Raw genomic sequence first — 26078 nt, 5'->3', positions numbered from 1 at the left:
AATTAAAAATATAATTTATCTAATTGATTTGTATGCAATTTAAGTGAAATTCTTATCAGAAAGAATCCAATAAGACATTTTGTCTCATTAGCAAGCTAAGAAGTGAGACAAAATGTCCCTACTTTTTGTCCACCCATACTGCCTCATCTTCATCCATCCGATCACGCGGCATAATGGGCTGATGGTGAGCGAAGTGGTTATGGTTATTTTGCTGTTCAGATTGGTGTTCAGGTATCAGATCTGCATTCGATGGGTCGACATCAATAAGCCATTCACGGACGCTTTGTGCTAGTTCACTCGCCAAGGGTTTTAACGCATGATAATCACCATCATAATCATCTAGACCATCGACTTGATTGAACTCGCCATTGAAAAAAAGCTGCCGTAACGCCTGTTTTTTCAACTCAGCAGAAGACGAAACCAATAGCGTGGAAAGTTCATTTGCGGTAGCAAGGCTCTCTTCTGTCACCGACTCTGCCGGAGAGGCTGTCTGATTGCAGGTTAAGGTCGTAGACAGTTCAGAATCACTCTCAGATTGTAGATCACTCGGTAATGCTTTATCGCCACTATCCGATGCCTCAATAACCTCGCCTTCAGATACTGCTGCTTGATCTAATTTACGCTTTGACCAGCGATTAAAGAAAGAATCAGTTGCCACATGACCTCCCGGCACCTTTACGCTTTTTAGAACGGTAGTCGAGCAATTCGCCTTCTCGACCAATGAAGGCTTCAATCCACGCTTGCACCGCTAAAGGCATAGGCTCAGAAAGTACTACATAGTCGCTATCCATATAACGAGCCGTCACACCTTGCGAGGCGGTAATGCACACCAGTTTGGGTTGATCGTCATCGGTACTATTTTCCACGATCACGAATAACTTAGGCTCTCGCGAGCTGAGGTTAAATCGATAATCGCTTCGCTCATCGCGAAAGAGCTCCAATACGGCTCGCGCTTTGAACTCAACCTGAGGCATTAATTCAAAACCGCTTAATTGCCATTGGCTCGTTACCCAACGCCCAACATTAAACGAGCGTAAATGAAGCAGACAACCAATGGACCATTGAAATTCGTTTTTGATCAACGGCGCTGAATGTGAAATGGGGAAAGCCATGAAGAGTAAATCCTTGCTTGAGTCAATACTAACAACCGTTCATTTAAGCAATTATTACGCCATCCGATTTATCGACATAACATACGACAAAAAAGAGAACATGGAATGATATTTGCTGCTCTCTTTATCTCTGCCTCACTCGTATCATCGATCACGATTGACGATTAACACACTTTTAGCATCGGTATAGGAAAATTTTGTGTCAGCATTCTCTCTCATTCAGCCGACTGAAAATCCACAACAAACCATGGAAGTAACGGTTTATGATCAATATGGTGAACCATTAACCAAATCCATCGCCTGTGAACGCCCTTTAACCGTACTGTTAAATTGGCAAGAAGTGGTGACGCTAATGACTCTAGGCTCTCGCCCCGAAGCGTTAGTGCTCGGCTACCTAAAAAATCAAAGTTTTATTTCTGATCGAGAGCAACTTCAATCAGTGATCATTGATTGGCAAACGCATTCAGCCGCCGTGGTGACTAAAGAGAATATTGACCGTGTTCAACCAGCGCTTAAGAAAAAAACCGTTACCTCTGGATGTGGTCAGGGCACGATGTATGGCAATGTCATGCAACAATTAGAAGGCTATCAAGTGCCACAGACACGCTTGAAACAGTCACAGATCTACGCAACGTTAGAGGCGCTCACCCATCATAATCAAACCTATAAAAAAGCCGGCGCCGTTCACGGCTGTGCGATTTGCCAAAATAACCATGTGCTCTCTTTTGTCGAAGATGTAGGTCGGCATAATGCTGTCGATACATTAGCTGGCGAACTCTGGCTGCAAGGGGATTCGGGTCATGACAAACTGTTTTATACGACTGGACGGTTAACCTCTGAAATGGTGATTAAGGTTGCGCAAATGGGTATTCCCGTCCTACTTTCTCGCTCTGGGGTCACTCAAATGGGCTTAGACTTGGCCAATCAGTTTGGTATTACCACCATTGCGCGAGCGAAAGGCCTGCGTTTTGAAATCTATAGCGGCGCAGAAAAAATTGATTTTGATATCAAAGGCTAATCTTACGTGAAAAGATTGATGTTCCTCTCTGAATGAGTGCCATCACTCATTCAGAGAAAAGGATTATTCAGAAAATGAGTGAGTCGTCGTGATCAATAACGGGCTTTCCGCTTTCGCCAGCAAGTAAATACTAAAAGTACTGCCTTGCCCCTCAACAGAGTGAACTCGAATTTCACCGCCAACTTGACTGAGTAAGCTCTGTGATACCGATAACCCCAACCCCGTTCCTTGCCTTTTGGTTGTATAAAAAGGGGCAAAAATTTTGCTCAGTTGCTCAGGTTTGATTCCACAACCATGGTCTTGAACATGAATGATCGCGCCGAATACTTTTCCGTCTTGTTGCCAATCTTCGCTACTAATGATCAGTTGACCTTTGCCTTGCATCGCGTGAATAGCATTGATCTGTAAATTGACTAAAATCTGCAACAGATGATGATGATTCACTTCAACAGAGCAGCGCGCTTGTAAGTGTGTAATAAACTCAACGTCGCGTCTCTTACTGCCCGCTTTAACGAGTGTAATACTCTCTTCGATAATTGGATTAACACGCTGCCAGGTAATTTTATCTTGCACGCCACCATGACGACTGTATTGCAGTAAACTGCGAGTAATATTGCGGATCCGATCAACTTGCAGCAAGATTGCCTCAATTTCCTCGGCCACCCTTGGCGCTTGTTCTGCCAGCTCAAAACGGATAAGTTCGGCATTACCAAGAATCACTGCGGTAGGATTATTAATCTCATGCGCGATACCTGCGGTTAGCTCTCCAAGTGCCGCCAGTTTTTCATGGGCAATCAATTTATTACGAGTTTGATTCAATAACTGAATGTGGTGTTCTAATTGCTGAGTTTTTTCATGCAAACTGGCGGTGCGCGATTGAACCTTTTCTTCTAATTCATCGGCAGCGTGCTGAATCTGCTGATTACGCTGTTGCAGTAAATCCAGCATATGATCAAACTGTTTCGCCAGTTGAGCTAGCTCATGTTTTTCATCCAACCCTAATGAGCCAATACGTTTATTTTGATCAACTTGAACCTGTTTAACAACGTGATGGATACGTTCAATGGGGCGAAACAAATCACGTGAACCGCGATAAACGAAAAAACCTGAAACAAGCAATAAAATCAATGCCATACTGCCCATTTCGACAATGTTGGTTAAGTAAATTTTAACCAATGGCCACAGTAAATAGCCCGTATAAAGCATACCAATAACTTGATCATATTGATCACGAAGTGGCTGATAAGCACTGATATACCAAGCATCATAGACATACGCCTTATCTACCCATTGCTCACCTTGTCTTAATACCTGATCGGCTACTGGTTGAGAGACTCGTGTACCAATCGCTCGTCCAGCTAGAGTAGAACTATCCAACGGTACATTAGTGCTAACCCGTAAATCATCCAAAAATAACGTTAGCGTGCCTGCTGGACTTAATCGATTGGCTTGTACGGGGTAGATTAAATCTCGAATTTGGTCGACGAGTAACGTGCTATTGTTGAGCAGCAACCCTCCTTCTAAAAAACCGATGATCTTTTGATCAATCAAGATCGGAACAACAGTTCGGCTGACTAATCCACGCGATTCAACCAAGCGATCATTCAGTATCGGGGTTTGTGCTCGTATCGCTAAATCGGGATCCAATTGCTGTAATTCAGCCGCACTCAGCACATCAAAAAAAGACTCTTTTCGCGTCAGATCCAAATAACGGAACTGCTGTTCTAGCGTGTTAACCAATTGAAAATGCAGAAAGTCTAATTCGTAACGTTTTTTCTGTTGCTGAACCCAATCCATAAACTCTAGCTGGTAGTAATAACCCTCTCGAAGCCCATGTTGAAAATCATAAGAATCAGCGAAGGCGTGAACATAACTGGCCTGTTTTTGTTGCAATAGCGTCACACTATTTTGAGCAACCCCCAAGCGCTCTGATACATCCACCAAGGCACTTTGCCACGTGTAATGCAAAGACCAATAAAAGCTGATACCAATCAAGGCCATTAATGTGACGGCAATCGGTACGGAAGTCAGAATCAACAGTCGATAACGAACCATACTTAGAAAGCGATGGTGCCACGTTCGCCACCATGAAAGCTTAGCGCACCTTGATTTGCTCATCACTTTCCCACTCTTTGAATTTTCGTTCTAATGTTTTGCGAGCAACGCCTAAATCCCGAGCGGCTGCCGATTTATTGCCTTGATGAAAAGCAACGATTTGTTCTATATGCGCCTTCTCGACTTGTTTTAAACTCCAATCCGTCGGATAACCACAAGCTTCCTCTCGGTTTGGTCTATCACTTTCCGATGATAATTGTGACAATGTCACTTCAATGTCACTGTTTTGACCATCACGGTGTAATGGCTGCCAGTAATGCGCTAACGGTTGACCGATTAATAAACAGCGCTCAATGAGGTTTTTTAATTCGCGAATATTCCCCGGCCAGTCGTAATCAAACAGTGCATTAATATCTTCATGGGCCCATTTAGGCGTCGGCAGCGACAGATCTGCACACAGGGTTTGTGTAAAAAAAGGCACCAACTCATGCAAATCGGCTTTGCGCGCTCGTAGCGGCAAGACCTCAATTTTGAGTACATTTAATCGATAATAGAGATCGGCGCGAAAACGGCCTTCTTCTACCTCCTGAAACAGATTTCTATTTGTCGCAGCCACAACTCGTACATCAACTGGCAGCTCTCTTTCTGAACCAACTGGGCGGATCGCTCGCTGCTCTAACACTCGCAACAAAGACGATTGCATATTAAGTGGCATCTCACCGATTTCATCTAAAAACAGGGTTCCACCATGAGCAACCCGAAAAAGACCCTCACGATTTTTCTTAGCGCCAGTAAAAGCGCCCTGTGTATGTCCAAATAGCTCACTCTCTAAGAGCTCTGGGGCAATTGCGCCACAATTAACAGGCACAAACGGTCCCTGCCTTCCACTGGCTTCATGAATGCCGCGCGCCACCAACTCTTTCCCCGTGCCAGATTCACCTTCAATCAACACGGAAGCACGAGAAGGAGCAAATTGCATAATCAATTGTTTGAGTTGCTCGGTCTGTGGCGATTGCCCCAAAATTTGGCTAACACAATGACGTTGGACGTCACGTTGTAACGCATATTGCATGCGTTGATGTAACCGCTTATCCATGCATCGTTCAACCGCTTTGAGCATCTGTTCAAGGTTAAATGGTTTGAGAATAAAATCAGCAGCGCCCAACTGCAGCGCACTGATGGCTGTCTCTAAGTCGGCGTAACCCGTCATGAAGATCACATCGGGTCGCTGATCTTGTTCAGCAAAGATCGCTTCCCATTCAATCCCTGAGCGGCCGGGTAAATTAATGTCTAAAATAATCAAATCATAATGGGTCGTCGCGCGTAGTATTTCTGCTTCATCAATGCATCCAGCACAATCTACTTTCGAAAACCACTTACGTAATGCTTTTTGTAAAATAGACTGCATGCCTGTTTCATCATCCACCACCAATACCGAAAAAGCGTGGTAGTGTTGCGCAGATTTACGATCACTCAAATAAGCCATGATTTCCCTTGGGTTTTACTATAAATAGAGAGACAAAAAACCTTATCATTTATCAGGATAAGTTGAGACATTTTGTCTTAGCTTGAACAAATTGTCACGCGGCCTGAGTCAAAGGAATAGCAACTCGCTGAAATTATTGATGTTTAGTAAGCCATTTCAAGACTCAATATTGGCATCGACTTTGCTTGTCAACACAGCATTAACCACCACTAAAAATCGATAGGGATATGAATAAGACCTTACTGCGCTTGCTGACTTGCTTGTTATTGTTAAGCAATAGCCACTTCACTTTCGCCGATGCTTCGTTACGCATTCGTTTAGCCACCACCACCAGCACTTATCACTCTGGTTTACTGGATTATTTATTGGATGAGTTTAAAAAAGACTCAGGCTATACGGTGGATGTTTTAGCAACAGGTACGGGAAAAGCGTTAAAACTGGGTGAAAATGGCGATGTGGATCTTGTGATGACTCATGACCCAAAAGCTGAAGCGCAATTTATCGAGAAGGGTTATGGTATTTTGCCACGTAAAGTTATGTATAACGATTTTGTTTTAGTCGGTCCTCAAAATGACCCTGCAAAAGTCAGCGAACAAGACAATATCCAACAGGCTTTTAGCGCAATTGCCGAGCATAACCATTTGTTTATTTCTCGCGGAGATGAGTCTGGGACCCATAAAAAGGAACTGACGATTTGGCAAGCGAATCAGATAAAGCCGATTTTTTCTCAATATCGCTCGGTAGGTCAAGGCATGGGACCCACTCTGACCATGGCATCGGAAATGCGAGCTTATACCTTGACCGATCGAGGAACGTGGTTAGCTTATCAGAATAAACTCGACCTTGTGATTTTGTATCAAGTCGATCCCTTACTGTTTAATCCGTATCAAGTGATTTTAGTGAATCCGGAACGTTATCCCCACACCAATTATCAAGGCGCCAAAGTATTCAGTGATTGGTTAGTCAACCCTAAGGGCCAGCAACTAATTAACCAGTTTCGAGTTCATAACCAAGCCCTATTTGTCGCCAATGCCAATGAGTAAGCCGTAATGAGTCTTTGGCAAACGACACTCGATGCGTTAGCACTTCTGCTCAATTTCGACGCTGATCTTTGGCATATTGTCGCCGTCTCATTTAGCGTCTCTTTAGCCGCAGTGGGGTTAGTTTTACTGCCTGCGTTATTGCTGGCTTTTGTCTTAGCCTACAGTCACTTTCCGAGCAAATGGTTACTGCTTTCACTGATCAATACCTTACAAGCTGTACCTACCGTGGTGATTGGTTTACTGCTGTATATGTTACTGTCTCGAGCAGGACCTCTAGGTGATTGGCAGCTACTGTTTACTCAAAAAGCGATGATTTTAGGTCAAATGCTCATCTGCCTGCCGATTTTAGTGTCCATGATGCACGGTGCGTTACAATCGAGTGATCGGCGTTCAGTCGAAACCGCGATGACCCTAGGAGCATCACTACCACGGATAGCCCTGACCATGATGTGGGAAACTCGCTTTCCACTTTGTGCCGCAGTCATCGCAGGCTTTTCACGCATTGTCACCGAAGTGGGCTGCTCAATGATGGTCGGCGGGAATATTATGGGGTTAACACGTAATATCCCAACTGCGATTGCGATGGAAAGTCAAAAAGGCGCGTTTGCACAAGGAGTGGCACTCGGAATGGTATTACTCAGCTTAGCGCTTATTCTGAATTTTTTGCTCTCTAGCATGCGAGGGAAAGGTTATCTACGCGCATAATACATAATATACGAGGTCACATGTCGATATCACTTACTGCCCATCAGCTATCCATGCGTTTCAAAGATCGAGGCTTATTCCATATTCCGACGTTAACATTAGGCCCTCATGAAGCGGTTTATCTTAAAGGCGATAATGGCGTTGGCAAAACCACGCTATTAAAGATTCTCGCAGGTTTACTGAAACCAACAACCGGTTCGGTCTCTCATCATCGCGTTTGGTGGCAACGCTTATTGGGTTGCAGAGCTAATCCGCGCATTATTTATCTTCATCAAACCCCTTATTTATTTGATGATACCGTCTATCGCAATATTGCTTATGGGCTCCGTTTCTGTGCCTTATCAAGCCAAGAAAAACGTTGCCAAGTGATCACGGCCTTACGCATGGTCGGGCTAGAAAGTTTAGCGAATGAACACGTGTCTGTACTTTCCGGAGGTGAAAAGCAACGCGTTGCGATGGCAAGAGCATGGATCTTGAATCCTGCTATTTTATTAATGGATGAGCCCAGCGCTTCACTGGATGAGGAATCTATTGCCAGATTAGTTATAATGGCCAACGATTTACTGAATCGTGGCTGCAGCTTGGTGATCACTAGCCATCAAAATAATCCGTTAACCGAATTGTGTCATAAACAATGGTGGATAAAAGAACATCAGCTGTTTGAATCACCGCGGCTACACGTTATTTCCCCTACTACCACAGAGAATCGCAATGTTACCTCCATCTCACACTAGCTGGGTCATTTTAGCCGGAGGGCAAGCTCGGCGCATGGGGGGCGACGACAAAGGATTAATCCTCCTTAATGGTCAACCATTAATTGCCCATGTTATTGAAAGACTACGCCCGCAAACAAGGCAAATTTTTATTAATGCCAATCGAAATCAAACCCAGTATCAACAGTATGCACCAGTGATCAGTGACATTGTTAAGGACTTCCCTGGCCCACTGGGCGGAATTCACGCTGGCTTAACCCATGCTCAAACAGAATGGGTGGGCTTTGTGCCTTGCGACAGTCCATTAATTAACGATGATCTGGTCGAGAGATTCTGCGCTGCAGTCAATCCACAAAGTGAGATTTTAGTTGCCTTTGATGGCCAGCATCAACAACCTGTCTTTACCCTATTTCATCGACAGGTATTACCTAAACTCGATGCATTTTTAGCACGCGGCGATCGAAAAATCATTTTACTCTACGATGAATGCCATACCCAACAGGTCGACTTTAGTGACTCGCCTGCCTGCTTTTTTAATTTAAATACGCCACAAGAACTGACTCAATTTGGAGCGTTAAATACATGACAACGTCACGTCCTTCTCTGCCGATACTGGGATTCGCTGCTTATTCGGGAACGGGAAAAACAACATTACTGGAAACCCTGCTACCCCAGCTTACTCAACAAGGCTTGCGTATCGGAGTATTAAAACACGCTCATCACGATTTTGATGTCGATGTGCCCGGTAAAGATAGCTATCGCTTGCGTAAGGCCGGTGCATCGCAAATGCTCATTGCTTCGCGAAAACGTTACGCGTTAATGACCGAAACTGTCGATGCTGAAGCGGAATTTGATTACCTTTTGCAGCGTTTTGACTCACAACAACTCGATTTAATTCTGGTTGAAGGATGCAAAAATATCGCTTTTCCCAAAATTGAACTCCATCGAGCGGCACTGGCCAAACCTTGGCTCTATCCCAGTGACCACAATATTATTGCCATTGCCGCCGATGAAACCGTTGATACCTCGTTACCGCAAATGAACATCAATGATATTGAAGCGATAAGTCAGTTTATTTTGCACTATGTAGACCATTATCAACCGCACTCTGATCTAAAGCCTCAAAAGCCTTCTGTAGCTAAAGCCAATTGCGACACCTTGTCACCCGCCTCTCTCTCGGTAGAACAAGGGCTCGAAAAAATTCTTTCTGCCGTCTCATCTTTAAGTGACGTTGAAAGCATTGCGGTCAGTGATTCTTATGGCCGAGTTATTGCTGAGCCAGTTTTCTCACCAGTGAACGTCCCTGCTTATCGTAATTCTGCGATGGATGGCTATGCCATCCGCAGTGATGATTTACAACGCGAACGCTATACACAGGTCGCAGAAGTGATGGCAGGCCAACGTTATGCTTCCCCTTTGGCGTTAGGTGAATGTGTGAAAATCATGACTGGAGCGGCCATGCCCGATAATGCCGATACAGTGGTGATGCGTGAGCAAGCGGTTGTCGAATCATCTTTGATCTCATTTCCTCACGCCTCGATTCAAGCTGGGCAACATGTTCGTCAAGCAGGGGAAGATATCGCTTTAGGCAGCCGCGTTTTTTTACCAGGACAGCGTATCCAATCGGCCGAAATGGGTTTATTAGCCTCACTCGGTATGACCGAAATCTCGGTGTTTCGCCGCCTCAGCGTCGCGATCTTCTCCACTGGAGATGAAGTACAAGCCCCGGGTAGCCAAGCCACACCAGACACTATCTTTGATGCCAATCGGTTTACATTGATTGGCTTACTGACCCATCTTGGTTGCCGTGTTATTGATCTTGGTATTCTCGGCGATGATCAAACACTCATGACACACGCTCTTGAGCAAGGCGCCAATCAAGCTGATGTGGTTATCACGTCTGGAGGCGTTTCTGTCGGTGACGCCGATTTTATTAAATCAGTATTAAACCGATTGGGGCATATCGATTTTTGGCGGATTAATATGCGTCCCGGTCGTCCGTTTGCTTTTGGTCATATCGCAACACGCCCTTTCTTTGGCTTACCCGGGAATCCTGTCGCGGTCATGGTCTCTTTCATTCAATTTGTCGAGCCTGCACTGCGTAAAATGCAGGGTGAGACAAATTGGCAACCATTAAAAATAAAGGCCATCGCCAGCGAAGAGCTACGTTCACGCCAAGGGCGCAGTGAGTTTAGCCGAGGCATTTACCATATTGACCACAATGGGCAGTTAACCGTACGTACAACGGGGCAACAAGGCTCTGGAATTCTTCGTTCGATGAGCGAGGCAAACTGTTTAATTGAAATTGAACCCGCAGTCGACAAGGTTAATATCGGTGAAAGCGTGACAATCATCCCACTTCAAGGCAGAATTTAGCCCATGACAATTTGTTCAAGAGCAAAACATGGTTCGTACGATCATTTATACCTATAAAGAACAGCAAAAAACCTTAACTTTTTCTTATCAAAAGCACCGTAATATTCATGAAGCGGTTGCGGAAGCCGAAGGTATTGATATCTCAGACTATTTAAAAATGGAACTGCAGCTAGAGGCGATTTCGGATACTAAAGCGGTACGTAATTACCGTGATAATTATTTTAAAAAGCTCGGTTTTGGGGTCATCACGTTACAAGCGAAAGAGAATCATGGCGTTGGTAAAAAACCAAAGAAAACCAATTAGCGCTCTTGTAAAAACAACGACTCTATCAATAAAAGTGGGCTTGTCGAATGACAAGCCCACTTTTATTTGAATGTGCAACAATCAGTAATTACTTAATGTTGAGAAAAGCTGCACCTCTAACACCACCGGAATCACCATGTTTCGCTTTAATGATTTTTGGACATTTTGCGATAGGTAGTAGGTATTTAGGTACACGTTTAGGCATTTCTTGATAAATCAGCTCAAAGTTTGAAAGACCGCCACCCAAAGCGACAACATGCGGATCATTGGCGGTGAAAAGATTAGCAAAGCAGATAGCCAGCAGTTCCATAAAGCGCTCAACATGTTCAACCGCTTTAGCTTCACCGGCTTCATTGGCATGGATAATATCAATCGCTTTTTTCTGTTCACCATAATAGTGTTGATAAAGTAACTCAAAACCACGACCAGAGAGATAACTGTCTAAACAGCCTTTCTTACCACATCCACAACCAAGCAGTGGTGCATTATCCCCAAGATGAAACCAAGCGTCGATCGGTAGACGCATGTGGCCTACTTCACCTGCCACATGGTTGCGACCAGAGAATATCTTACCTTCATAAACTAAACCGCCACCAAAACCAGTACCGAGAATTAATCCCATCACTGACGGTTCATTTTTCAGTTCCTCATCCCAAGCTTCGGAAAGCGCAAAACAGTTGGCATCATTTTCAATTTTGACCGTACGCCCAATTCTTGCTTCTAAATCCGCTCGTAAAGGTTTGTTTTTTGCTGCGGGGATATTAACTGTCAATACATTCCCTGTATCGGCTTCCTCGGACCCCGGTAAGCCAAGGCCAATTTTACCTTCAACCGCAAATTGAGCATCGTATTTAGCCACCAATCCAACCAGCGTATCGACCAATAAAGCGTAGTCTTCTGTAGGGGTTGCGACACGTTCTGTCGCTACGCGTTGTAAATTCTCATCAAAAGCACCAAACTCAATTTTTGTGCCACCGACATCAAAGCCGTAATACATGCTTATCTCTCCTTCAACACCCAACCTTGGGTTAAAATATCAAAAATAAAAACGCCGATATTATCCATCATAGCGATGGTTTTATCCGTGACTCATCCCCGAGTTTATCGTTTTCTGCTGCCCGTTTGCACAGGAAACCAGCATACCTTTATGTAACGTTAGAGGCAGTTCACTTTATTGTTATGGGCATTGGGATCCCAATAACGTAGAACTTGAGTAATCTTGCCAGTGCTGCAAAGCCGGTCTTTCTCCTTTAATGTGGAGCAAATTCTGAGTTTTACCGAACAGATAACTCTCTTTAAATGCTTCAAACCACAGTTGTAGTGTTTCTGAGGCTTGTTGTTCTTCGCAAAGGGAGAGCACTAAACTCGCGACTTCAGCGGTGGCAAGATATTGATCCTTACTGGCTTTACGCATTAAGTAACTAGAGACTTTTTCAGGCTCAATCGATAATAAAGGCAAGGTGGCTAAATAGGGAGATTTACGAAAAATCCGCTTGGCTTCTCGCCAACTACCATCAATAAAGATCAATAAAGGTTTACGTGTTCCTCTATTCTCGGCCACGGTAGTCAGTTGACGTTGTTTATCTTGATCGGTTTGGGCTGGAAAAACAACAACAGGGAAAAATTTCGGATCGGATAATAATGAGAGTAAATGAGGATCTGGCTGAGTTCGATGCCATTGATACACATAAGTTTCTTTCACCGTATCAGCGATCAAACGCCCAGTATTACTCGGTTTAAATACTTCATTGTCAGAGACTAAAAGTATCACCGCGACTTGAGTCTCTATATTCGGTTGAAAATCACACAAACAGTATTGTTGCGCGACCTGACAAAACGAGCAACGAGAAATTTTTGAACCACGGGCAAGAAAAGGTTTGGTTGATTGCTGTAGACGTTCCTGATACAAACGATGAAAAGCGTGGACTCTCATAACTCGCACACAATGATAAAATAGGGACGGCGATTCTACCGCTCACGACGATGAGCGGCTAGTGTTTTACGATGAGAACATTCGGTTTATCTTCCAAGGAGGCTGTTAAGCATGCAACCAGAAACGGTTCGTTTGATTATTTTCGGTGTCGTACTGATCAGCTGTGCGATATGGGAAGTCCTCTGTCCTAGGAAAATGCTTACCCAGAATAAATGGCTACGCTGGGCTAATAATCTTGGCTTAGTTGGTCTCAATAGCTTATTAATTATGCTATTAATGCCTATCGTCGCATTTTCTGCTGCCCAATGGGCACAAGAGCAGCAGATAGGTATTTTTTACTACTTAACTCTTCCTTCATGGCTAGTCATTCTGCTTTCATTGCTCTTATTGGATATGATCATTTATGGGCAACACGTCTTATTCCATCGCGTGCCTTATCTCTGGCGCTTACATCGCATGCATCATGCGGATCAAGATATTGATGTGACAACAGGAGCACGCTTTCATCCTATCGAAATACTGTTATCAATGTGGATAAAAATTGGCACGGTGTTATTACTCGGGATTCCACCTAGCGCGGTCTTATTGTTTGAAATCATCCTTAACGCAAGTGCTATGTTTAATCACAGTAATGCTAAGTTAGCTATCCCGATTGATTATTGGCTGCGAAAATGGCTCGTAACACCTGATATGCATCGAGTTCATCATTCGATTATCCCTAAAGAAACTCATGCTAATTTTGGTTTCTGTTTGTCAATTTGGGATAGATTATTCGGTACTTATCGTGATCAACCCGAGCATGGGCACGATAAAATGATGATCGGCTTACCCCTTTTTCAGAAAAGCAGAGAACAATGGCTGGATAAAATGCTTAGCCAGCCTTTTCGTCGTGATTAAGAGAAATAGTATGAGATTAAAAACGGTCGGAATGGTATCACTGTTGATTATCAGTGGGTGCGCATCACAGCAAGAACAAATAAACCAACAAGAGGCATCAAATTGGCAGCAGGCCGAGCAATGGCCAGACACGTCATTATTTAACGTGTATCAGCAGTGGCAAGGCGTTCCTTATCAATTAGGAGGAAACGGTAGAAATGGCATTGATTGCTCAGCTTTTGTACAAATCGCCTTTCGTGATGTCTGGCAGCATTATTTACCACGAACCACATGGTTACAGAGTCAACAAGGCAAAGCTGTCGCCTACCGCGACGCACAGTACGGTGATTTGGTTTTTTTCAAAACTTCATCTTCTACTCGCCATGTCGGGGTGTATTTAGGAAACAAAAGCTTCGTTCATGCTTCAACCTCGCAAGGCGTAACCATATCAAGATTAGATAACCCTTACTGGGCTGCAAGATTTTGGCAAATCAGAAGAATAGAAAAGCCACTTTAGTCATCAGTGGCAAGGCTGGCATGAGCATCTCTACCTAATCCGATTAAGACTCTCAGATCAGTCGTACTTACTCACTGCGGTATCAAATAAGTTTTTAACTAAAGCGACATACTCATCAAGAAATAAAATTTGCTCGTTGGTCGCAGGTTTATGCCAAACACTCGTCAGGACTTCACCTAAATCATCGACAACTAAATCCGCTTCTTTTAACAAGCGAAAACGAACACTTGAGTGTAACTCTGGATTTTGCTCGAAGATCGCCATGATGTTACTGGCAATCATATCGGTAATGACATCTTCAACGCTCTCTTGCCCAATATCACCATCACGGGTAAAGATATCCATGTTCATCGCCAAATGTTCGATCAGAGCTAAATAACCATCGGTTTCTACAACCACTTTTCTTCTCCGTTTACCGCTTATTGCCAGAATCAACGTTGCCTTGAGTAATATTAAGTCATCAACACACTTTTTCACAGTCTAATGACTGAGAATCTTTATGTTGTGTCTTAGCTTTTCTCAAATTATAGGTCGCTTTTGCTGTTAATGAATGCCTAACTACAAGAGCGTGGCAAGATTTAAGGTATGACATTATTGTATCTTAAAGCTGGTGTACAGCTAAATGTGCCGCGGGTTATGGTTAGGAAACTTGATTGTAATCACATTTATTTCTTTTTACTTCCGTCAAACGCTAACTAAATGAAATTATGTGCATTTGAAGTCTGAAATCCTCACCTATTTCACCTAAACTATCGGTAAGTTCATCGACATGGGAAAAGCATTATGTGGCAAGCCATCGTGCAACAGCTATCAGCGGCCCTAACATTCCAATTTGATCTTGTTGAAAAAAGCAGATTAGAAGCGGGAGATATTCATGATTGTTACATGATTTCTAATGGCAATGAACGCTACTTTGTCAAAGTTAACCATCGTGACAATTTACCTCTTTACGAAGCGGAGGCGAATAGTCTGCGTCTGCTCTCAGAGAGTCAATCCGTCTTGGTTCCACAACCGATAGTCGTCGGAGTGACCAAAAATCACTCCTTTATTATCTTAGATTATTTGCCAACCAAACCACTAGATGACCTCAATAACCAGTATCGATTCGGTCAACAGATGGCGAAACTTCATCGGTGGGGAGAACAAAAAGAGTACGGCTTTGATGAAGATAATTATCTCGGTGAAGTCCTTCAGCCCAACCCCTGGAATAAGAAATGGCATCTTTTCTTTGCAGAGCAGCGTATCGGCTGGCAACTACAATTACTCAAAGAAAAAGGGATATTTTTAGTTAACATTGATGAATTTGTCGATGTGATTAAACAGCAACTGACCTCTCACACACCTAAACCTTCTCTTTTACATGGTGCACTCTGGTTTAGTAACGTTGCCCATTCTGTCACCGGGCCAATTTGTTATGATCCGGCTTGCTATTGGGGTGATCGTGAATGTGATATTGCAATGACAGAGTTAGTGACAGGATTCCAAGATGAATTTTATCAAGGCTACCAAAGCCTACTTCCTCTAGACAATAAATACCAACAACGTAAAGAAATTTATAATCTTTATCATCGCCTTAATCATTGTAATCAATTTGGTGGTCACTATTTAAATCAAGCCGATGACGCGATACAGAAAATTCTCGCTTTTTAAATTCAAGGTAGGAATAACAAGATCCCTATCTAACGAACCCACTCATCCCAACACGGCATGCTCTAAAACATACCGTGTTGGTTTTAAACCTCAAATGATCACTTTAGTTTGACCGCCGTACCAAAAGCCAATACCTCGGAAGAGCCATTCGTAATCGCACTGGTGGTAAAACGAACCCCAACCACAGCATCCGCTTTGAGTTGTTTTGCTTCTACCAGTAGACGCTCAATCGCCACCCCACGAGCCTCAGTCAGTAGTTCAGTATAGCCATGCAACTCACCGCCAATGATTCCCTTTAAATTGGCCATAATATCTCGCCCTACATGCTTAGACTGAACGACATTGCCCATTACAACACCAAGAATATCAACAATCTCTCTACCAGGAATGGTTTCTGTTGTGGTGTAAATCATCAAATACCTCACTATTTATCTATTTGCTTTTACACAGATTAATTAAATTTACCAGCTATACTTTATAAAGTCGCTGACTATTTGGAAGGTATGTAATGACACAACAATACACAGATGCCGTAAGCAATCCTTTTTCAAGTCGGATAGGCAGACGTATCATTATCATTATGGTGATCTTGAGTGGTATTTTAACCCTCACGACAACATTGCTACAAATCTACTGGGACTATAGACAAGAGATCAATGACATCAACCAAAAACATTATGAGGTAGAGAATGTGCATTCCGAGCTGCTCGTTAGCTCACTATGGTCTTACGATTTAGCGCTATTACAACAGCATCTCGACCTATTGGTTAACCTCCCAAAAATTCAATACTTAGAAATACAGTCGGTCCAAACGGTATTGAGCGCCGGAGAAAAAGTGGAAAACTATCCAATCACCGATACTTATCCATTAGTTTATTTCAATTTGCCTGATCAGAGCTTTGAAACCATTGGTACCATTTATGTTGAGTCTAATGCAGAAGAAATTTATACCGCCCTCTTTCAACAATTTTTAACCACTTTAGCGATTAACGCGTTTAAAACTCTTTTTGTATGTGGGATCTTATTAATAGTTTTCCATTCCAGTATTAATCAGAGAATATTTCAAATCGTTGAGTATTTACGCCGCTACAATCCAAGGCACCCCGCTTTACCTTTACAGTTAAATAATCATAAATGGGTGATGGAAAAAAATGATGAGCTTGATCTTCTTGGTTACGAAGCTAATCGTATTACGGCTAATATCACCAAGCTATATCAAAATATCCAACAAGAAAAAGAACGGCTGGCTGATTTCACACAAGTCTCATCAGATTGGCTATGGGAGACCAATCAACAAGGAGAGTTAATTTATTGTTCAGAAAGCATGATAAATACCTTAAAAATCGATCTCGAACAAAAACCTACTTTTAATGACATTGACTGTTTTTCTAAAACTGATGATCTATTGATTGCTCTCGATCAACAACGCAATTTTAATCACTGTGAAGTCACAATAGAACAAGCTTCTGGCAAGCAATATCTGATGTTACAAGCTATCGCTCGTTATAAAGAGGAGACTTTTATTGGTTTTCGTGGTACGGCATTAAATATCTCCTCACTCAAAAACACTCAACTTCAATTGCATGAGTTAAATGAAAGTCTTGAACAACAAGTCGTCATTAGAACTCACGATCTCGAACTGAGCATGGCGCAATTAAAAGCGACGCAAAAACAGCTGATTGAAGCCGAAAAATTATCGGCATTAGGGGGATTGGTCGCCGGCGTTGCCCATGAAGTGAATACTCCTCTTGGTATCTCTGTGACTGCCGCATCTGTCATTAATGAAACTGCCATGGCACTCAATCAAGCGTTTTCTAATCAAACCTTAACCAGCACTGAATTTTCAGAATTAATGCAAAGAATGACTTCTAGTGGTCAAATGCTCGAAAACAATTTAAATCGAGCAGCAAAATTGATCCGAGATTTTAAACAAACAGCCGTAGATCAAGTATCTGAAAGTCGCTGCGAATTTGAGCTTGTACAAACCTTAGATGCTTTAATGGCCAGTTTGCATTCCGAGACAAGGAAAATTCCTGTTGAACCGGAAATTATCAGCCCTAGCGGTCCAATAAAAATGAATAGCTTACCGGGTGTGATTACGCAAATTATCACTAATTTAGTACTCAATAGTGTTAATCATGCTTTCGACCAGCAACCTAATGCAAAAATCTCGATTCAGTTATCGGAAATCAATGACAGTGTATTAATTAAATATCAAGACAATGGTTGTGGTGTAGCTCGCCATTTACATCACAAGATATTTGAACCTTTCTATACCAGTAAGAGAGGTTATGGCGGTTCTGGTTTAGGACTAAACTTGGTGTTTAACTTAGTCAAACAAAAATTATGCGGAGATCTTACTTTTGAATCTGAGATTAATCATGGTGTTAAATTTATAATTCGTATCCCTAAAAAACTACCATTAGTGATTGATGACACTAAAGAAGAATGATTAAATGTTCGAGATAAGTGGGTTATTGGTTATTCAGTGAAGTATTTTTCTATCATTTTATCCAGTTGACCCGCTGATCGTAACTGTTGTATTCGCTGATCAAAGATAGATTTAAGCTCTTGACCATCAGATATTGAGCGTGAAATAAGCATATAAAATTTATCACCACTAATGCCAGGAATACTGACCACTTTTAACCCATTAGTAAGATGATCAATTCCCTCTGATGCTTTAAAGCCAGCCAATATTTCATAACGAGCGAGAAAGACATCACATCGATTCGCTTCTAGCATTTTTACGACCTGCTCAAAGGTTCTGCTATTTTTACGAACTTTGCTATCATCAACGCCAAACCCTGTATAGTTATATCCTTGTAAGCCACAAGTTCTTAAGTAATCGAGATCTTGCGCAGTTCGGATAGGTAATCCTTCAGGATAAGTGATTGATGAGTATACATAACTAGGTTGAAGAGTGTAATAATAATCGGTTAAAATATAATCTTCATCTCGCTCTTCACTATAAGCGGCACTCAAAGCGATATCATATCGACCTAATTTTGTTTCACGTAAACAACGTTGCCATGGTGGTAGATCTACCGTTATCGTTAGGCCTAATGGCGAGAAAATTTCCTCTAAAACATCGATGTCATAACCAATTACTTTTCTCTCTTTTTCAAAATGATAAGGTGGCCAACCACTGCCATCCCCACAAATTGCAAGCGATGTTCTTTCTAATGCCATTGTCGATATGGATAAAAATATACCCGTAAGTAGTATTACTACGGTAATTACTTTTCTCATCATAACATCCCTGAAATTTAGCTACTATTTTTAATAAGTATTAGAACTGCCAATCATCATAAGGTAGATGGATCGCTTTATAAATAGCCTCTAACTCACCACTATCTTTAAGTTTATCAATCATTCTTGTTAAATAATCATCAATCCAATCACCTTTAGGCCCTTTAGGAATGATAAATACATCCTCATGGTCATAAAAATGCTGGCGATAAATATTTGTCAGGTTTAGACTTCTTAGAGCAATGTCGGCTTCTTCTTGTGCCCAAACAAACCCATCAATACGACCAGAAGACAGTTTAAGTAATGATGTATTAATACTATTAGAGCGCATTACTGGAAAAGGCATATCATCAGGAAATGCTTCGATTATATAATGATTAGGGTTCGCCCAAAGCTGATCGACGCTAAATGGTTTATCCTTATTAGTATAAAGAACAGAGGCCACTAAACCAAAAGAACGACTACTAAACCGGTAAGCCAGTTTGTCATCCGGATCATCCACTCTAATCGCTGGCAATGCAAAATCAGCTTGACCATTCACAACACCATAAATAGCACGATGGAGTGGATAAACATGAATAATAATATTTACATTAGGATCAATTGCATCAATACGTCGTACTAAATCAACAAAAGGCCCACTACCATCAGCATTAATCAACCCAGGAATTTCACCCAGATGGGCAATAATTTCATTCCTAGATTGTTCTTTTTCTTCTGCATTAATAGAAAATAAAATAGGAAAGACAATAAATGATGCATATATAAAAAATCGATTGCAACCCATTAAAAAACTCATAACAACACCTATAATTAATAAGTAAATAAACTTAATCAGGATACTGTTCACGAATAGCAATAAAATATTCCCAATTTTCAATTAATAAATTAACTAAATTTGGGTCGAAATGTTTACCATTTTGAGAGGTTAATTCATTTTTAATATCATTTTCCGACCAAGGCTCTTTATAACTACGTTTAGATCCTAAAGCATCAAACACATCCGCTAACGCGGTGATACGACCACTGATGGGAATCTGTTCACCGACCAATCCATTGGGATAACCGCTGCCATCCCATTTTTCATGATGACTAGCAGCAATTTCTTTTGCTTTCACAATCAGTGGACGATTGGATTTACTCAGTATTTCAACACCATAGTCAACGTGCTTTTTCATAATTTCCCATTCATCAGCCGTTAACTTACCTGGTTTATGCAAAATACTATCCGGTATTGCGACTTTACCTACATCATGCAATGGTGAACCGTTTTTTATCATGTACACCTCTTGCTCTGGTAAACCACACAACTCAGCCAGTTTTTCAGCAATCAAGGAAACCCGTTGTACGTGTGCCCCCGTTTCTTTACTTCTTGCTTCTACCGCATTAGCTAGGTTGTAAACCAACTCTTTGGATGTTTCTCGTAAATCAAGCTGTAAGTTTAAGTTATTAAAGGTCAGTGCAATATTTTGCATGTAAATCTCAAGCAACTGAGCATCCGCCTCTCTCAACTCCTCTAATAGATTAATATATAATAAATTTTCAGTTCCTCGACTATCGAGCATATAAAGAATAGCCGCGTCATGAAAATTTTCAGAGCGTTGATTATTTAATACTTGCTGACACCGCTGTGCGACTTCATCAGGTAAATGTGAAAAATCACACTCACTAGAGAGATCAACAAACCCACCTATCGCGGCCAAAGTTAACGCATAAGTTGCAGTACCGTCTGCTTTCGGACGCACCACGCAATAAAAACCAGAAGCGGGTAACTTTAATAGTGACGTAAGTTGATTGAGAACTGATTCGGCATACGCTTTTAAGGTTGTGGTATTTTGTACTTGTGCCGATGCTTGAATTACTCGCTTTAATCCCTGTTTTTGTTCTTCGATTAAGCATAAATCGCGATAAGAACGTAGCATCGAGTACATTAATGTGCGCAATTTTTGAGTCGTTAATTCAGTTTTTTCTTTATAGTCATCAATCTCATATTGTTGAATGACTTTATCTTCCGGCGCTTGTCCCGCTTGCCCTGTACGCAACACTAAACGGATATTTTTATTGCTGCACTCTCGGCGAATGTATTCCACCAAATCCAAGCCTGCGTGCTCCGTCTCCATAACAACATCAATCAGCGCCAAAGCGATGTCTGGGTTATCTTGAAGTACCTGCTTCGCTTCTTTAGCCGATAATGCAGAAAGCAGCTCTAACTTTCTGGATTGAAAAGTAAAACCGGATAAAGCGATTTGCGTGATCTGATGGATTTGCTCATCATCATCAACCAGCAATACTTGCCAAGGCTTTATGCTTGCCGTCATGGGGCTTTTTTTCTCTGCTCCTGAATTGTCTTGGGAGCGATAATCAGCAAATAGATCCATAATAACCATCTTATTGTTTAACGACCTACTTATAGGTTTAGCACATCAACGATGATTTTATAAACTCAAACATCGTCCTTGATGGAATAAGTCTCGAGGGGAACAAACTTTGCACTTAATTTTCTGTTTTAAGCAACTTTACTGGCTAAGATTAACGATGTGAGAGTAACAGTAAGGAAAGCGGTATGAAGAATTTTACGGAGAGAGCGGTACTATGCCCACACTGTGGTCATACAATCCGCATCACTTTAGATTCCAGTAATGGCAGCCAAGATTTCTATGACGATTGTCCAGCGTGCTGCCATGCTATTCACCTTAATATGCAAGTTAATGAACAGCAAGATTGTATTGATCTTTATATTGATGCCGATGACGAACAAATTTTTTAATTTAATGGTATTTATTCTCTTAAGGGCGCGCTTTTCAACACGCCCTTAACACTTCGTGACTAAGATTGCTTAACCAACACCCGTTCAACGGTATCAACGATCGCTTGCGTCTGAGGATCAATTTCTACATTAATTTTATCGCCAATTTTACGAGATCCAAACAACGTACGCTGCAACGTCTCTGGTATTAGATGAACATTGAATCGATTCGCTTCCACTTGGCCAATCGTTAATGAGCAACCATCAAGGCCAATATATCCTTTAGGTAATACATATTTCATTAGCGATTCTGGGATTTCAAACCATAAGGTTTTGTTATGCGCTGAATCGATAATATCAACCACTGTTGCCATGCAGATAATATGCCCAGACATTGAATGACCACCAATTTCATCGCCAAATTTAGCCGCTCGCTCAATATTTACTGCGTCGCCAACATTAAGTTGACCTAAATTAGTTAAGCGCAAGGTTTCTTGCATGAGATCGAAAGAAACTTGATGCCCATTAATATGAGTCACCGTTAGACAACAACCGTTATGCGCCACCGAAGCGCCTATGGCTAAGTCACTAGAGAGAGGCTCTGGAAGATCGATAACATGTGTTTGAAACTGTGCTTTTCTATCGATAGCGACAAGTTTTGCCGTCCCTTGTACAATACCTGTGAACATAATGTGATTCCGGTAGATTTTCGTGGTGCTTAGTGTGACATTTCTTTATCATTCTCTCTAGACCCTAAGTACTCGAAAGTACCTCCCCTTTTATCTCTTGAGTCACTATTTGACCTAGATTTTCCTTTTTCGGAGAAGTGTGTGCAACGTTATAAACAAGAAGCCTCAACGTTAATTAAACTGGCTACCCCTGTATTAATTGCCTCTATTGCCCAAACAGGGATGGGGTTTGTCGATACGGTAATGGCCGGAGGCGTGAGTGCGACAGATATGGCTGCGGTGTCTATCGCAGCGAGTATTTGGCTGCCCTCGATCTTATTCGGTATTGGCTTACTAATGGCATTAGTGCCGATTGTCGCCCAACTTAATGGCTCTGGGCGCAAAGAACAGATCGCATTTGAAATACAACAAGGCGCAATATTAGCATTATGGGTGTCGCTACCGATCATTTTGGTCTTATTCCAAACTAAAATTATTTTAGGCTTTATGGACGTAGAAGCGCTAATGGCAGAAAAAACCATCGGCTATATGTTTGCTGTCATGTTTGCTGTTCCAGCCTTCTTGTTATTTCAAACCTTACGCAGTTTCACTGATGGAATGTCATTAACTAAACCCGCCATGGTCATCGGTTTCTTGGGTTTACTATTTAATATTCCACTCAACTGGATCTTTGTCTATGGCAAGTTTGGTGCGCCCGCCCTTGGTGGTGTGGGATGTGGTGTTGCGACTACCATTGTTTATTGGATCATGTTTTTGATGTTACTGGCTTATGTCGTCACATCGAACCGTTTAGCTCACATTAACCTATTTGGGCAATTTCATCCGCCGAAACTAAAAGCACAACTGCGCTTGTTTAAATTAGGTTTTCCTGTTGCTGCCGCATTATTTTTTGAAGTAACACTTTTTGCCGCTGTGGCTTTATTAGTCGCTCCGCTTGGTTCTTTAGTGGTCGCGGCACATCAAGTTGCGCTCAGCTTTTCTTCATTAGTCTTCGTCATTCCGATGAGTATAGGTGCTGCCGTATCCATCCGTGTTGGACATACTATTGGTCAGCATAATCTCCCCGGTGCTGCCGTTGCCTCTAATGTAGGTTTGCTGGTCGGTGTCGCGGCTTCTTTGTTGACCGCGACTTTTACCCTGATCTTTCGACAAGAGATTGCTTTGTTGTATACCAATAATTCAGAAGTGATTACCCTTGCAATGCAGCTACTGATTCTGGCTGGTATTTATCAATGTGTCGATGCTATTCAGGTAGTTGCTGCAGGCGCTTTACGTGGTTACAAAGATATGGCGGCGATTTTTAATCGTACCTTCATTGCGTATTGGATTTTAGGTTTACCGACCGGCTATGTGTTGGCGATGACCGACTGGATTGTTGAGCCAATGGGCGCAAGTGGTTTCTGGATTGGCTTTATTGTTGGCTTAAGCTCTGCGGCTTTAATGCTTGGTTTACGTTTATATTGGATGCAAACCCAAGATGAAGAGATACAAATGCAATTTGCTGCTAAGTAGCTAAAGACACGGTAGTTTCAGGTCGTAATAACCAAGGCCAAGTGATGACTCTGACTGAACTTGGCTTTTTTATTTTACGTATACAGATAAAGATGGTTTTGGGAGGACAGTCCGTGTATCACAATCATTTTCGGCAAGCCAATAGAAATAAAATACTGACTAAGTGTCTGTATACGTTTGTCGTAATGAGTGTATTGGCTGGCTGTGACAACTCTAATCCATCATTAGAGAGTGATTTTTCTACTTATTTAACTCGAATTGCCAACGTTCAACAAGCCGAGCGGTTAAGCAATCCCCAAATGTTATCGCAAACGTTACCGGACAAACGCAACATTGAGCTGACGATCACGCCACGGACTTTGGGCTTACTTGATAGTTATGAACTAAGAAAATGCCAGCTTTTTCAACTCATTGCCCAAAGAAACTCCTCCCTTGGTCGAGTCCAAGATGAATTTCGAGGGTTTGACTACGAGATACAATTATTAAACGGCATCGAACACTGTTTGCAAATAAACTCGCTTTCTGAAAGCGTCAGTACACAACTAAAAACGATTGCTGAACTTAAAGGAGAAGATCTTCATAAACATTGGTATAACTTACTCTATACCAGCGTGGCGATGCGCGCACAGCTGACCAGCCATTCGTGGTTAGCAAATAACATCGAACTCAGTGAATTAACTCAAGCGTTAAAAACCTTTACTACCGTTCATCAACGTCTAGTACTTGAGCAAAGCTTACCCGATACAACGATTACCCCTTATCAAGAGGTGCTTGAAAAACAGCGAATTTTAGGTTCACTCAAGTTTTCATTAGACAATGCAACGCGTTGGCTTAAGACGACGACTCGGCAATTACAAGATAACGATAGCGCAATCTTATGCGGTCCAAACCAAGATCGTACCCGTCTTCATTACTTACAAAATGTCTTCAACCGTTATTATATTCAACAAATTCAGCCAGCATTAACTCGGATTGATAGTGTCTATCTTCAATTAGAAGAGTTCTTAATCATTTTTGAATCCAACGATAATATGAAGAGCCACTTTACCGTGCAAGATAGCCACCAACAATTTCGTGATGCCCTTGCATTACATGTACACTATTGGCAGCAATTATTTCAACGCTGTTCAGTCAGCGTCGGCCGCTAACATATAACGTCTCGATTACGCATAAAACGAGCAAAACGAGGGATGCCTGAATCGGTATAACCATTATATTGATAAGTAATTAAACAGCCTATTTCAGGTGGAGTTTGGCGTAATCGATCCGTTAAACCACTACCGATCGCAAATTCAATACCGTCTTCAGTACGTACAATCAGTGCTCCAATCATGCCCGTATATTTACCTTTTCCTGGCCGATAACCAATCACTTGGGCTTCTGCATCTTGATGTTTTTTTAACTTGAGGAGATCATCACTGCGCCCAGCTTGATAATCGGCGGCAACTCTACGTAGCATTACCCCCTCCCCACCTAATACGAATAGTGTTTCAAGGTCACTTAGCAACGCCTGCTCTGATTCAATCGGCTGATGGACGATATACTGAATATGTTTCGCTCCAATGCTCGTCGTTATCTCAATTAAATGTTGATACCGTATCCGAAAATCGCCTTCCATCGCGGGCAGATCAAACAGCATAAAATTGATTTTTTGCCAAGCCGAATCCGAAGGCTGTCTATCCAATACGGTTTGTTGAACAAAAGAAAACTGCTCGCGTCCCGCCCATAATTCACCTTCTAACGGGTAGCTGGGCAGCGGTTCGGTAAACCATGAAGGCGCATGGATCGGGTAGCCATTACGAGTGGTGAGTTGTTGCCCATCCCAAATCGCACGAATACCATCCAATTTTTCACTTTGCCAATAATCTCCTAACTCAATCCCTTGGCGATATTCTTTTGCATAGACAATTGGTAACGGTTGGTAATCGGCAGACCAAACTGGCGTAATTGTTATAGTTGGTGCAATAAGCAGCAGCGAAGCGATAATTAACGAGATTTTATATGACATTACTTGCCCTCAAATTTTCACTCTAATGATGCGCTAGACATCTGATTTAAAAGTGAGGAAAGTATGCCCACATCAGCAGTTAT

At 42.1% G+C, this 26078-nt stretch carries 27 protein-coding genes; 14 read left to right on the top strand and 13 right to left on the bottom strand.

Going from position 1 to position 26078, the window contains the following annotated elements; all coding sequences use genetic code 11:
- Nucleotides 1-118: 118 nt before the first annotated feature.
- Together AACS00_RS07160 and AACS00_RS07155 are read right to left on the bottom strand one after the other, a co-directional pair.
- Complete coding sequence (locus AACS00_RS07160; protein WP_181397493.1) at nucleotides 119-658, bottom strand: DUF3306 domain-containing protein; 540 nt, start codon at nucleotides 656-658, stop codon at nucleotides 119-121.
- Nucleotides 648-1112, bottom strand: a complete 465-nt coding sequence (locus tag AACS00_RS07155) for a DUF3305 domain-containing protein (protein ID WP_110166944.1) — start codon at nucleotides 1110-1112, stop codon at nucleotides 648-650. The genes AACS00_RS07160 and AACS00_RS07155 overlap by 11 nt, the downstream gene beginning before the upstream one ends.
- A 247-nt stretch (nucleotides 1113-1359) precedes the next feature.
- Here AACS00_RS07155 and AACS00_RS07150 point away from each other — a divergent pair, with 247 nt between their 5' ends.
- A complete protein-coding gene (locus tag AACS00_RS07150) occupies nucleotides 1360-2130 on the top strand; it encodes a formate dehydrogenase accessory sulfurtransferase FdhD (RefSeq protein ID WP_375152946.1) in 771 nt (256 codons plus the stop codon).
- A 63-nt stretch (nucleotides 2131-2193) separates the two neighbouring features.
- Here the strand turns inward: AACS00_RS07150 and AACS00_RS07145 are convergent, their stop codons facing one another.
- Nucleotides 2194-4248, bottom strand: coding sequence for a sensor histidine kinase (locus AACS00_RS07145; RefSeq protein WP_110166942.1), 2055 nt, complete (start codon nucleotides 4246-4248; stop codon nucleotides 2194-2196).
- Nucleotides 4226-5671, bottom strand: coding sequence for a sigma-54-dependent transcriptional regulator (locus tag AACS00_RS07140; RefSeq protein WP_110166941.1), 1446 nt, complete (start codon nucleotides 5669-5671; stop codon nucleotides 4226-4228). The genes AACS00_RS07145 and AACS00_RS07140 overlap by 23 nt, the downstream gene beginning before the upstream one ends.
- Nucleotides 5672-5898: 227 nt before the next feature.
- Here AACS00_RS07140 and AACS00_RS07135 point away from each other — a divergent pair, with 227 nt between their 5' ends.
- The 6 genes from AACS00_RS07135 to AACS00_RS07110 are packed head-to-tail and all read left to right on the top strand — an operon-like array spanning nucleotide 5899 to nucleotide 10812.
- A complete protein-coding gene (locus AACS00_RS07135) occupies nucleotides 5899-6714 on the top strand; it encodes a substrate-binding domain-containing protein (protein ID WP_110166940.1) in 816 nt (271 codons plus the stop codon).
- A 6-nt stretch (nucleotides 6715-6720) separates the two neighbouring features.
- Entirely contained in the window at nucleotides 6721-7419 is a 699-nt protein-coding gene (locus AACS00_RS07130; RefSeq protein WP_110166939.1) for an ABC transporter permease, read from the top strand.
- Nucleotides 7420-7439: 20 nt separating this feature from the next.
- Nucleotides 7440-8153 carry an energy-coupling factor ABC transporter ATP-binding protein gene (locus AACS00_RS07125; RefSeq protein ID WP_110166938.1) on the top strand — a complete coding sequence of 238 codons (714 nt, stop codon included), beginning with the start codon at nucleotides 7440-7442 and terminating at the stop codon, nucleotides 8151-8153.
- Complete coding sequence (gene mobA, locus AACS00_RS07120; RefSeq protein ID WP_110166937.1) at nucleotides 8131-8718, top strand: molybdenum cofactor guanylyltransferase MobA; 588 nt, start codon at nucleotides 8131-8133, stop codon at nucleotides 8716-8718. Before AACS00_RS07125 ends, mobA begins: the two co-directional genes overlap by 23 nt.
- The gene (locus AACS00_RS07115; RefSeq protein ID WP_110166936.1) at nucleotides 8715-10508 is read left to right on the top strand and encodes a bifunctional molybdopterin-guanine dinucleotide biosynthesis adaptor protein MobB/molybdopterin molybdotransferase MoeA; all 1794 of its coding nucleotides are present in this window, start codon (nucleotides 8715-8717) and stop codon (nucleotides 10506-10508) included. Before mobA ends, AACS00_RS07115 begins: the two co-directional genes overlap by 4 nt.
- Before the next feature lie 28 nt (nucleotides 10509-10536).
- The gene (locus tag AACS00_RS07110; protein WP_072669133.1) at nucleotides 10537-10812 is read left to right on the top strand and encodes a DUF2960 family protein; all 276 of its coding nucleotides are present in this window, start codon (nucleotides 10537-10539) and stop codon (nucleotides 10810-10812) included.
- A gap of 88 nt (nucleotides 10813-10900) precedes the next feature.
- Here the strand turns inward: AACS00_RS07110 and nagK are convergent, their stop codons facing one another.
- Together nagK and AACS00_RS07100 are read right to left on the bottom strand one after the other, a co-directional pair.
- Nucleotides 10901-11809, bottom strand: a complete 909-nt coding sequence (nagK, locus tag AACS00_RS07105; RefSeq protein WP_072669134.1) for an N-acetylglucosamine kinase — start codon at nucleotides 11807-11809, stop codon at nucleotides 10901-10903.
- Between the two features lie 180 nt (nucleotides 11810-11989).
- The gene (locus tag AACS00_RS07100) at nucleotides 11990-12745 is read right to left on the bottom strand and encodes a tRNA-uridine aminocarboxypropyltransferase (RefSeq protein ID WP_110166935.1); all 756 of its coding nucleotides are present in this window, start codon (nucleotides 12743-12745) and stop codon (nucleotides 11990-11992) included.
- A 111-nt stretch (nucleotides 12746-12856) separates the two neighbouring features.
- On the opposite strand from AACS00_RS07100, the gene AACS00_RS07095 reads away from it, so the two are divergent.
- Nucleotides 12857-13642 (top strand): sterol desaturase family protein, encoded by a 786-nt coding sequence (locus AACS00_RS07095; protein WP_072669136.1) that lies wholly within the window; start codon nucleotides 12857-12859, stop codon nucleotides 13640-13642.
- Between the two features lie 10 nt (nucleotides 13643-13652).
- The gene (locus tag AACS00_RS07090; protein WP_110166934.1) at nucleotides 13653-14138 is read left to right on the top strand and encodes an NlpC/P60 family protein; all 486 of its coding nucleotides are present in this window, start codon (nucleotides 13653-13655) and stop codon (nucleotides 14136-14138) included.
- A 57-nt stretch (nucleotides 14139-14195) separates the two neighbouring features.
- Here the strand turns inward: AACS00_RS07090 and AACS00_RS07085 are convergent, their stop codons facing one another.
- The gene (locus tag AACS00_RS07085) at nucleotides 14196-14537 is read right to left on the bottom strand and encodes a DUF3802 family protein (protein WP_004395248.1); all 342 of its coding nucleotides are present in this window, start codon (nucleotides 14535-14537) and stop codon (nucleotides 14196-14198) included.
- Between the two features lie 384 nt (nucleotides 14538-14921).
- Between AACS00_RS07085 and AACS00_RS07080 the strand changes: the two genes are divergently transcribed.
- A complete protein-coding gene (locus AACS00_RS07080) occupies nucleotides 14922-15788 on the top strand; it encodes a fructosamine kinase family protein (protein WP_072669138.1) in 867 nt (288 codons plus the stop codon).
- A gap of 98 nt (nucleotides 15789-15886) precedes the next feature.
- Here the strand turns inward: AACS00_RS07080 and AACS00_RS07075 are convergent, their stop codons facing one another.
- On the bottom strand, nucleotides 15887-16201 hold the full coding sequence (locus tag AACS00_RS07075; protein WP_072669139.1) for a heavy metal-binding domain-containing protein: 315 nt from the start codon (nucleotides 16199-16201) through the stop codon (nucleotides 15887-15889).
- 95 nt (nucleotides 16202-16296) lie between these two features.
- Between AACS00_RS07075 and AACS00_RS07070 the strand changes: the two genes are divergently transcribed.
- Entirely contained in the window at nucleotides 16297-18240 is a 1944-nt protein-coding gene (locus AACS00_RS07070; protein ID WP_072669140.1) for a PAS domain-containing sensor histidine kinase, read from the top strand.
- Nucleotides 18241-18269: 29 nt separating this feature from the next.
- Here AACS00_RS07070 and AACS00_RS07065 read toward each other — a convergent pair whose 3' ends face one another.
- The 3 genes from AACS00_RS07065 to AACS00_RS07055 are packed head-to-tail and all read right to left on the bottom strand — an operon-like array spanning nucleotide 18270 to nucleotide 21418.
- On the bottom strand, nucleotides 18270-19043 hold the full coding sequence (locus AACS00_RS07065; RefSeq protein ID WP_083544844.1) for a substrate-binding periplasmic protein: 774 nt from the start codon (nucleotides 19041-19043) through the stop codon (nucleotides 18270-18272).
- Between the two features lie 37 nt (nucleotides 19044-19080).
- Complete coding sequence (locus AACS00_RS07060) at nucleotides 19081-19839, bottom strand: ABC transporter substrate-binding protein (protein ID WP_072669142.1); 759 nt, start codon at nucleotides 19837-19839, stop codon at nucleotides 19081-19083.
- 31 nt (nucleotides 19840-19870) lie between these two features.
- Nucleotides 19871-21418, bottom strand: coding sequence for a DUF3369 domain-containing protein (locus AACS00_RS07055; protein WP_072669143.1), 1548 nt, complete (start codon nucleotides 21416-21418; stop codon nucleotides 19871-19873).
- A gap of 185 nt (nucleotides 21419-21603) precedes the next feature.
- On the opposite strand from AACS00_RS07055, the gene AACS00_RS07050 reads away from it, so the two are divergent.
- Nucleotides 21604-21807: a CPXCG motif-containing cysteine-rich protein gene (locus AACS00_RS07050; RefSeq protein WP_040904293.1), complete on the top strand. Its 204-nt coding sequence runs from the start codon at nucleotides 21604-21606 to the stop codon at nucleotides 21805-21807.
- Between the two features lie 59 nt (nucleotides 21808-21866).
- Here AACS00_RS07050 and AACS00_RS07045 read toward each other — a convergent pair whose 3' ends face one another.
- On the bottom strand, nucleotides 21867-22475 hold the full coding sequence (locus AACS00_RS07045; RefSeq protein ID WP_110166933.1) for a riboflavin synthase subunit alpha: 609 nt from the start codon (nucleotides 22473-22475) through the stop codon (nucleotides 21867-21869).
- Between the two features lie 141 nt (nucleotides 22476-22616).
- On the opposite strand from AACS00_RS07045, the gene AACS00_RS07040 reads away from it, so the two are divergent.
- Together AACS00_RS07040 and AACS00_RS07035 are read left to right on the top strand one after the other, a co-directional pair.
- Nucleotides 22617-23987 (top strand): MATE family efflux transporter, encoded by a 1371-nt coding sequence (locus AACS00_RS07040; protein ID WP_110166932.1) that lies wholly within the window; start codon nucleotides 22617-22619, stop codon nucleotides 23985-23987.
- A gap of 185 nt (nucleotides 23988-24172) precedes the next feature.
- Nucleotides 24173-25135: a DUF3080 family protein gene (locus AACS00_RS07035; RefSeq protein ID WP_110166931.1), complete on the top strand. Its 963-nt coding sequence runs from the start codon at nucleotides 24173-24175 to the stop codon at nucleotides 25133-25135.
- On the opposite strand, the gene AACS00_RS07030 is transcribed toward AACS00_RS07035, so the two are convergent.
- On the bottom strand, nucleotides 25132-25974 hold the full coding sequence (locus AACS00_RS07030; RefSeq protein ID WP_375152945.1) for a DNA ligase: 843 nt from the start codon (nucleotides 25972-25974) through the stop codon (nucleotides 25132-25134). The two genes, AACS00_RS07035 and AACS00_RS07030, sit on opposite strands and share 4 nt — an antisense overlap.
- Nucleotides 25975-26078 lie beyond the last annotated feature (104 nt).

Origin of the sequence: Vibrio sp. 11986-1-5 (assembly GCF_963878025.1) — a bacterium.
GTDB lineage: Bacteria > Pseudomonadota > Gammaproteobacteria > Enterobacterales > Vibrionaceae > Vibrio > Vibrio injensis.
Note: the sequence above shows the minus strand (reverse complement) of the source record. Positions and strands in the feature narration are given on the sequence as shown.

Excerpts from the sequence above, each read along its gene's own strand:
- AACS00_RS07155 (WP_110166944.1), bottom strand. The coding sequence starts at position 1,112 with ATGGCTTTCCCCATTTCACATTCAGCGCCGTTGATCAAAAACGAATTT.
- AACS00_RS07150 (WP_375152946.1), top strand. The coding sequence starts at position 1,360 with ATGGAAGTAACGGTTTATGATCAATATGGTGAACCATTAACCAAATCC.
- AACS00_RS07145 (WP_110166942.1), bottom strand. The coding sequence starts at position 4,248 with ATGAGCAAATCAAGGTGCGCTAAGCTTTCATGGTGGCGAACGTGGCAC.
- AACS00_RS07140 (WP_110166941.1), bottom strand. The coding sequence starts at position 5,671 with ATGGCTTATTTGAGTGATCGTAAATCTGCGCAACACTACCACGCTTTT.
- AACS00_RS07135 (WP_110166940.1), top strand. The coding sequence starts at position 5,899 with ATGAATAAGACCTTACTGCGCTTGCTGACTTGCTTGTTATTGTTAAGC.
- AACS00_RS07130 (WP_110166939.1), top strand. The coding sequence starts at position 6,721 with ATGAGTCTTTGGCAAACGACACTCGATGCGTTAGCACTTCTGCTCAAT.
- AACS00_RS07125 (WP_110166938.1), top strand. The coding sequence starts at position 7,440 with ATGTCGATATCACTTACTGCCCATCAGCTATCCATGCGTTTCAAAGAT.
- mobA (WP_110166937.1), top strand. The coding sequence starts at position 8,131 with ATGTTACCTCCATCTCACACTAGCTGGGTCATTTTAGCCGGAGGGCAA.
- AACS00_RS07115 (WP_110166936.1), top strand. The coding sequence starts at position 8,715 with ATGACAACGTCACGTCCTTCTCTGCCGATACTGGGATTCGCTGCTTAT.
- AACS00_RS07110 (WP_072669133.1), top strand. The coding sequence starts at position 10,537 with ATGGTTCGTACGATCATTTATACCTATAAAGAACAGCAAAAAACCTTA.
- nagK (WP_072669134.1), bottom strand. The coding sequence starts at position 11,809 with ATGTATTACGGCTTTGATGTCGGTGGCACAAAAATTGAGTTTGGTGCT.
- AACS00_RS07100 (WP_110166935.1), bottom strand. The coding sequence starts at position 12,745 with ATGAGAGTCCACGCTTTTCATCGTTTGTATCAGGAACGTCTACAGCAA.
- AACS00_RS07095 (WP_072669136.1), top strand. The coding sequence starts at position 12,857 with ATGCAACCAGAAACGGTTCGTTTGATTATTTTCGGTGTCGTACTGATC.
- AACS00_RS07090 (WP_110166934.1), top strand. The coding sequence starts at position 13,653 with ATGAGATTAAAAACGGTCGGAATGGTATCACTGTTGATTATCAGTGGG.
- AACS00_RS07080 (WP_072669138.1), top strand. The coding sequence starts at position 14,922 with ATGTGGCAAGCCATCGTGCAACAGCTATCAGCGGCCCTAACATTCCAA.
- AACS00_RS07075 (WP_072669139.1), bottom strand. The coding sequence starts at position 16,201 with ATGATTTACACCACAACAGAAACCATTCCTGGTAGAGAGATTGTTGAT.
- AACS00_RS07070 (WP_072669140.1), top strand. The coding sequence starts at position 16,297 with ATGACACAACAATACACAGATGCCGTAAGCAATCCTTTTTCAAGTCGG.
- AACS00_RS07065 (WP_083544844.1), bottom strand. The coding sequence starts at position 19,043 with ATGATGAGAAAAGTAATTACCGTAGTAATACTACTTACGGGTATATTT.
- AACS00_RS07060 (WP_072669142.1), bottom strand. The coding sequence starts at position 19,839 with ATGAGTTTTTTAATGGGTTGCAATCGATTTTTTATATATGCATCATTT.
- AACS00_RS07055 (WP_072669143.1), bottom strand. The coding sequence starts at position 21,418 with ATGGATCTATTTGCTGATTATCGCTCCCAAGACAATTCAGGAGCAGAG.
- AACS00_RS07050 (WP_040904293.1), top strand. The coding sequence starts at position 21,604 with ATGAAGAATTTTACGGAGAGAGCGGTACTATGCCCACACTGTGGTCAT.
- AACS00_RS07045 (WP_110166933.1), bottom strand. The coding sequence starts at position 22,475 with ATGTTCACAGGTATTGTACAAGGGACGGCAAAACTTGTCGCTATCGAT.
- AACS00_RS07035 (WP_110166931.1), top strand. The coding sequence starts at position 24,173 with ATGAGTGTATTGGCTGGCTGTGACAACTCTAATCCATCATTAGAGAGT.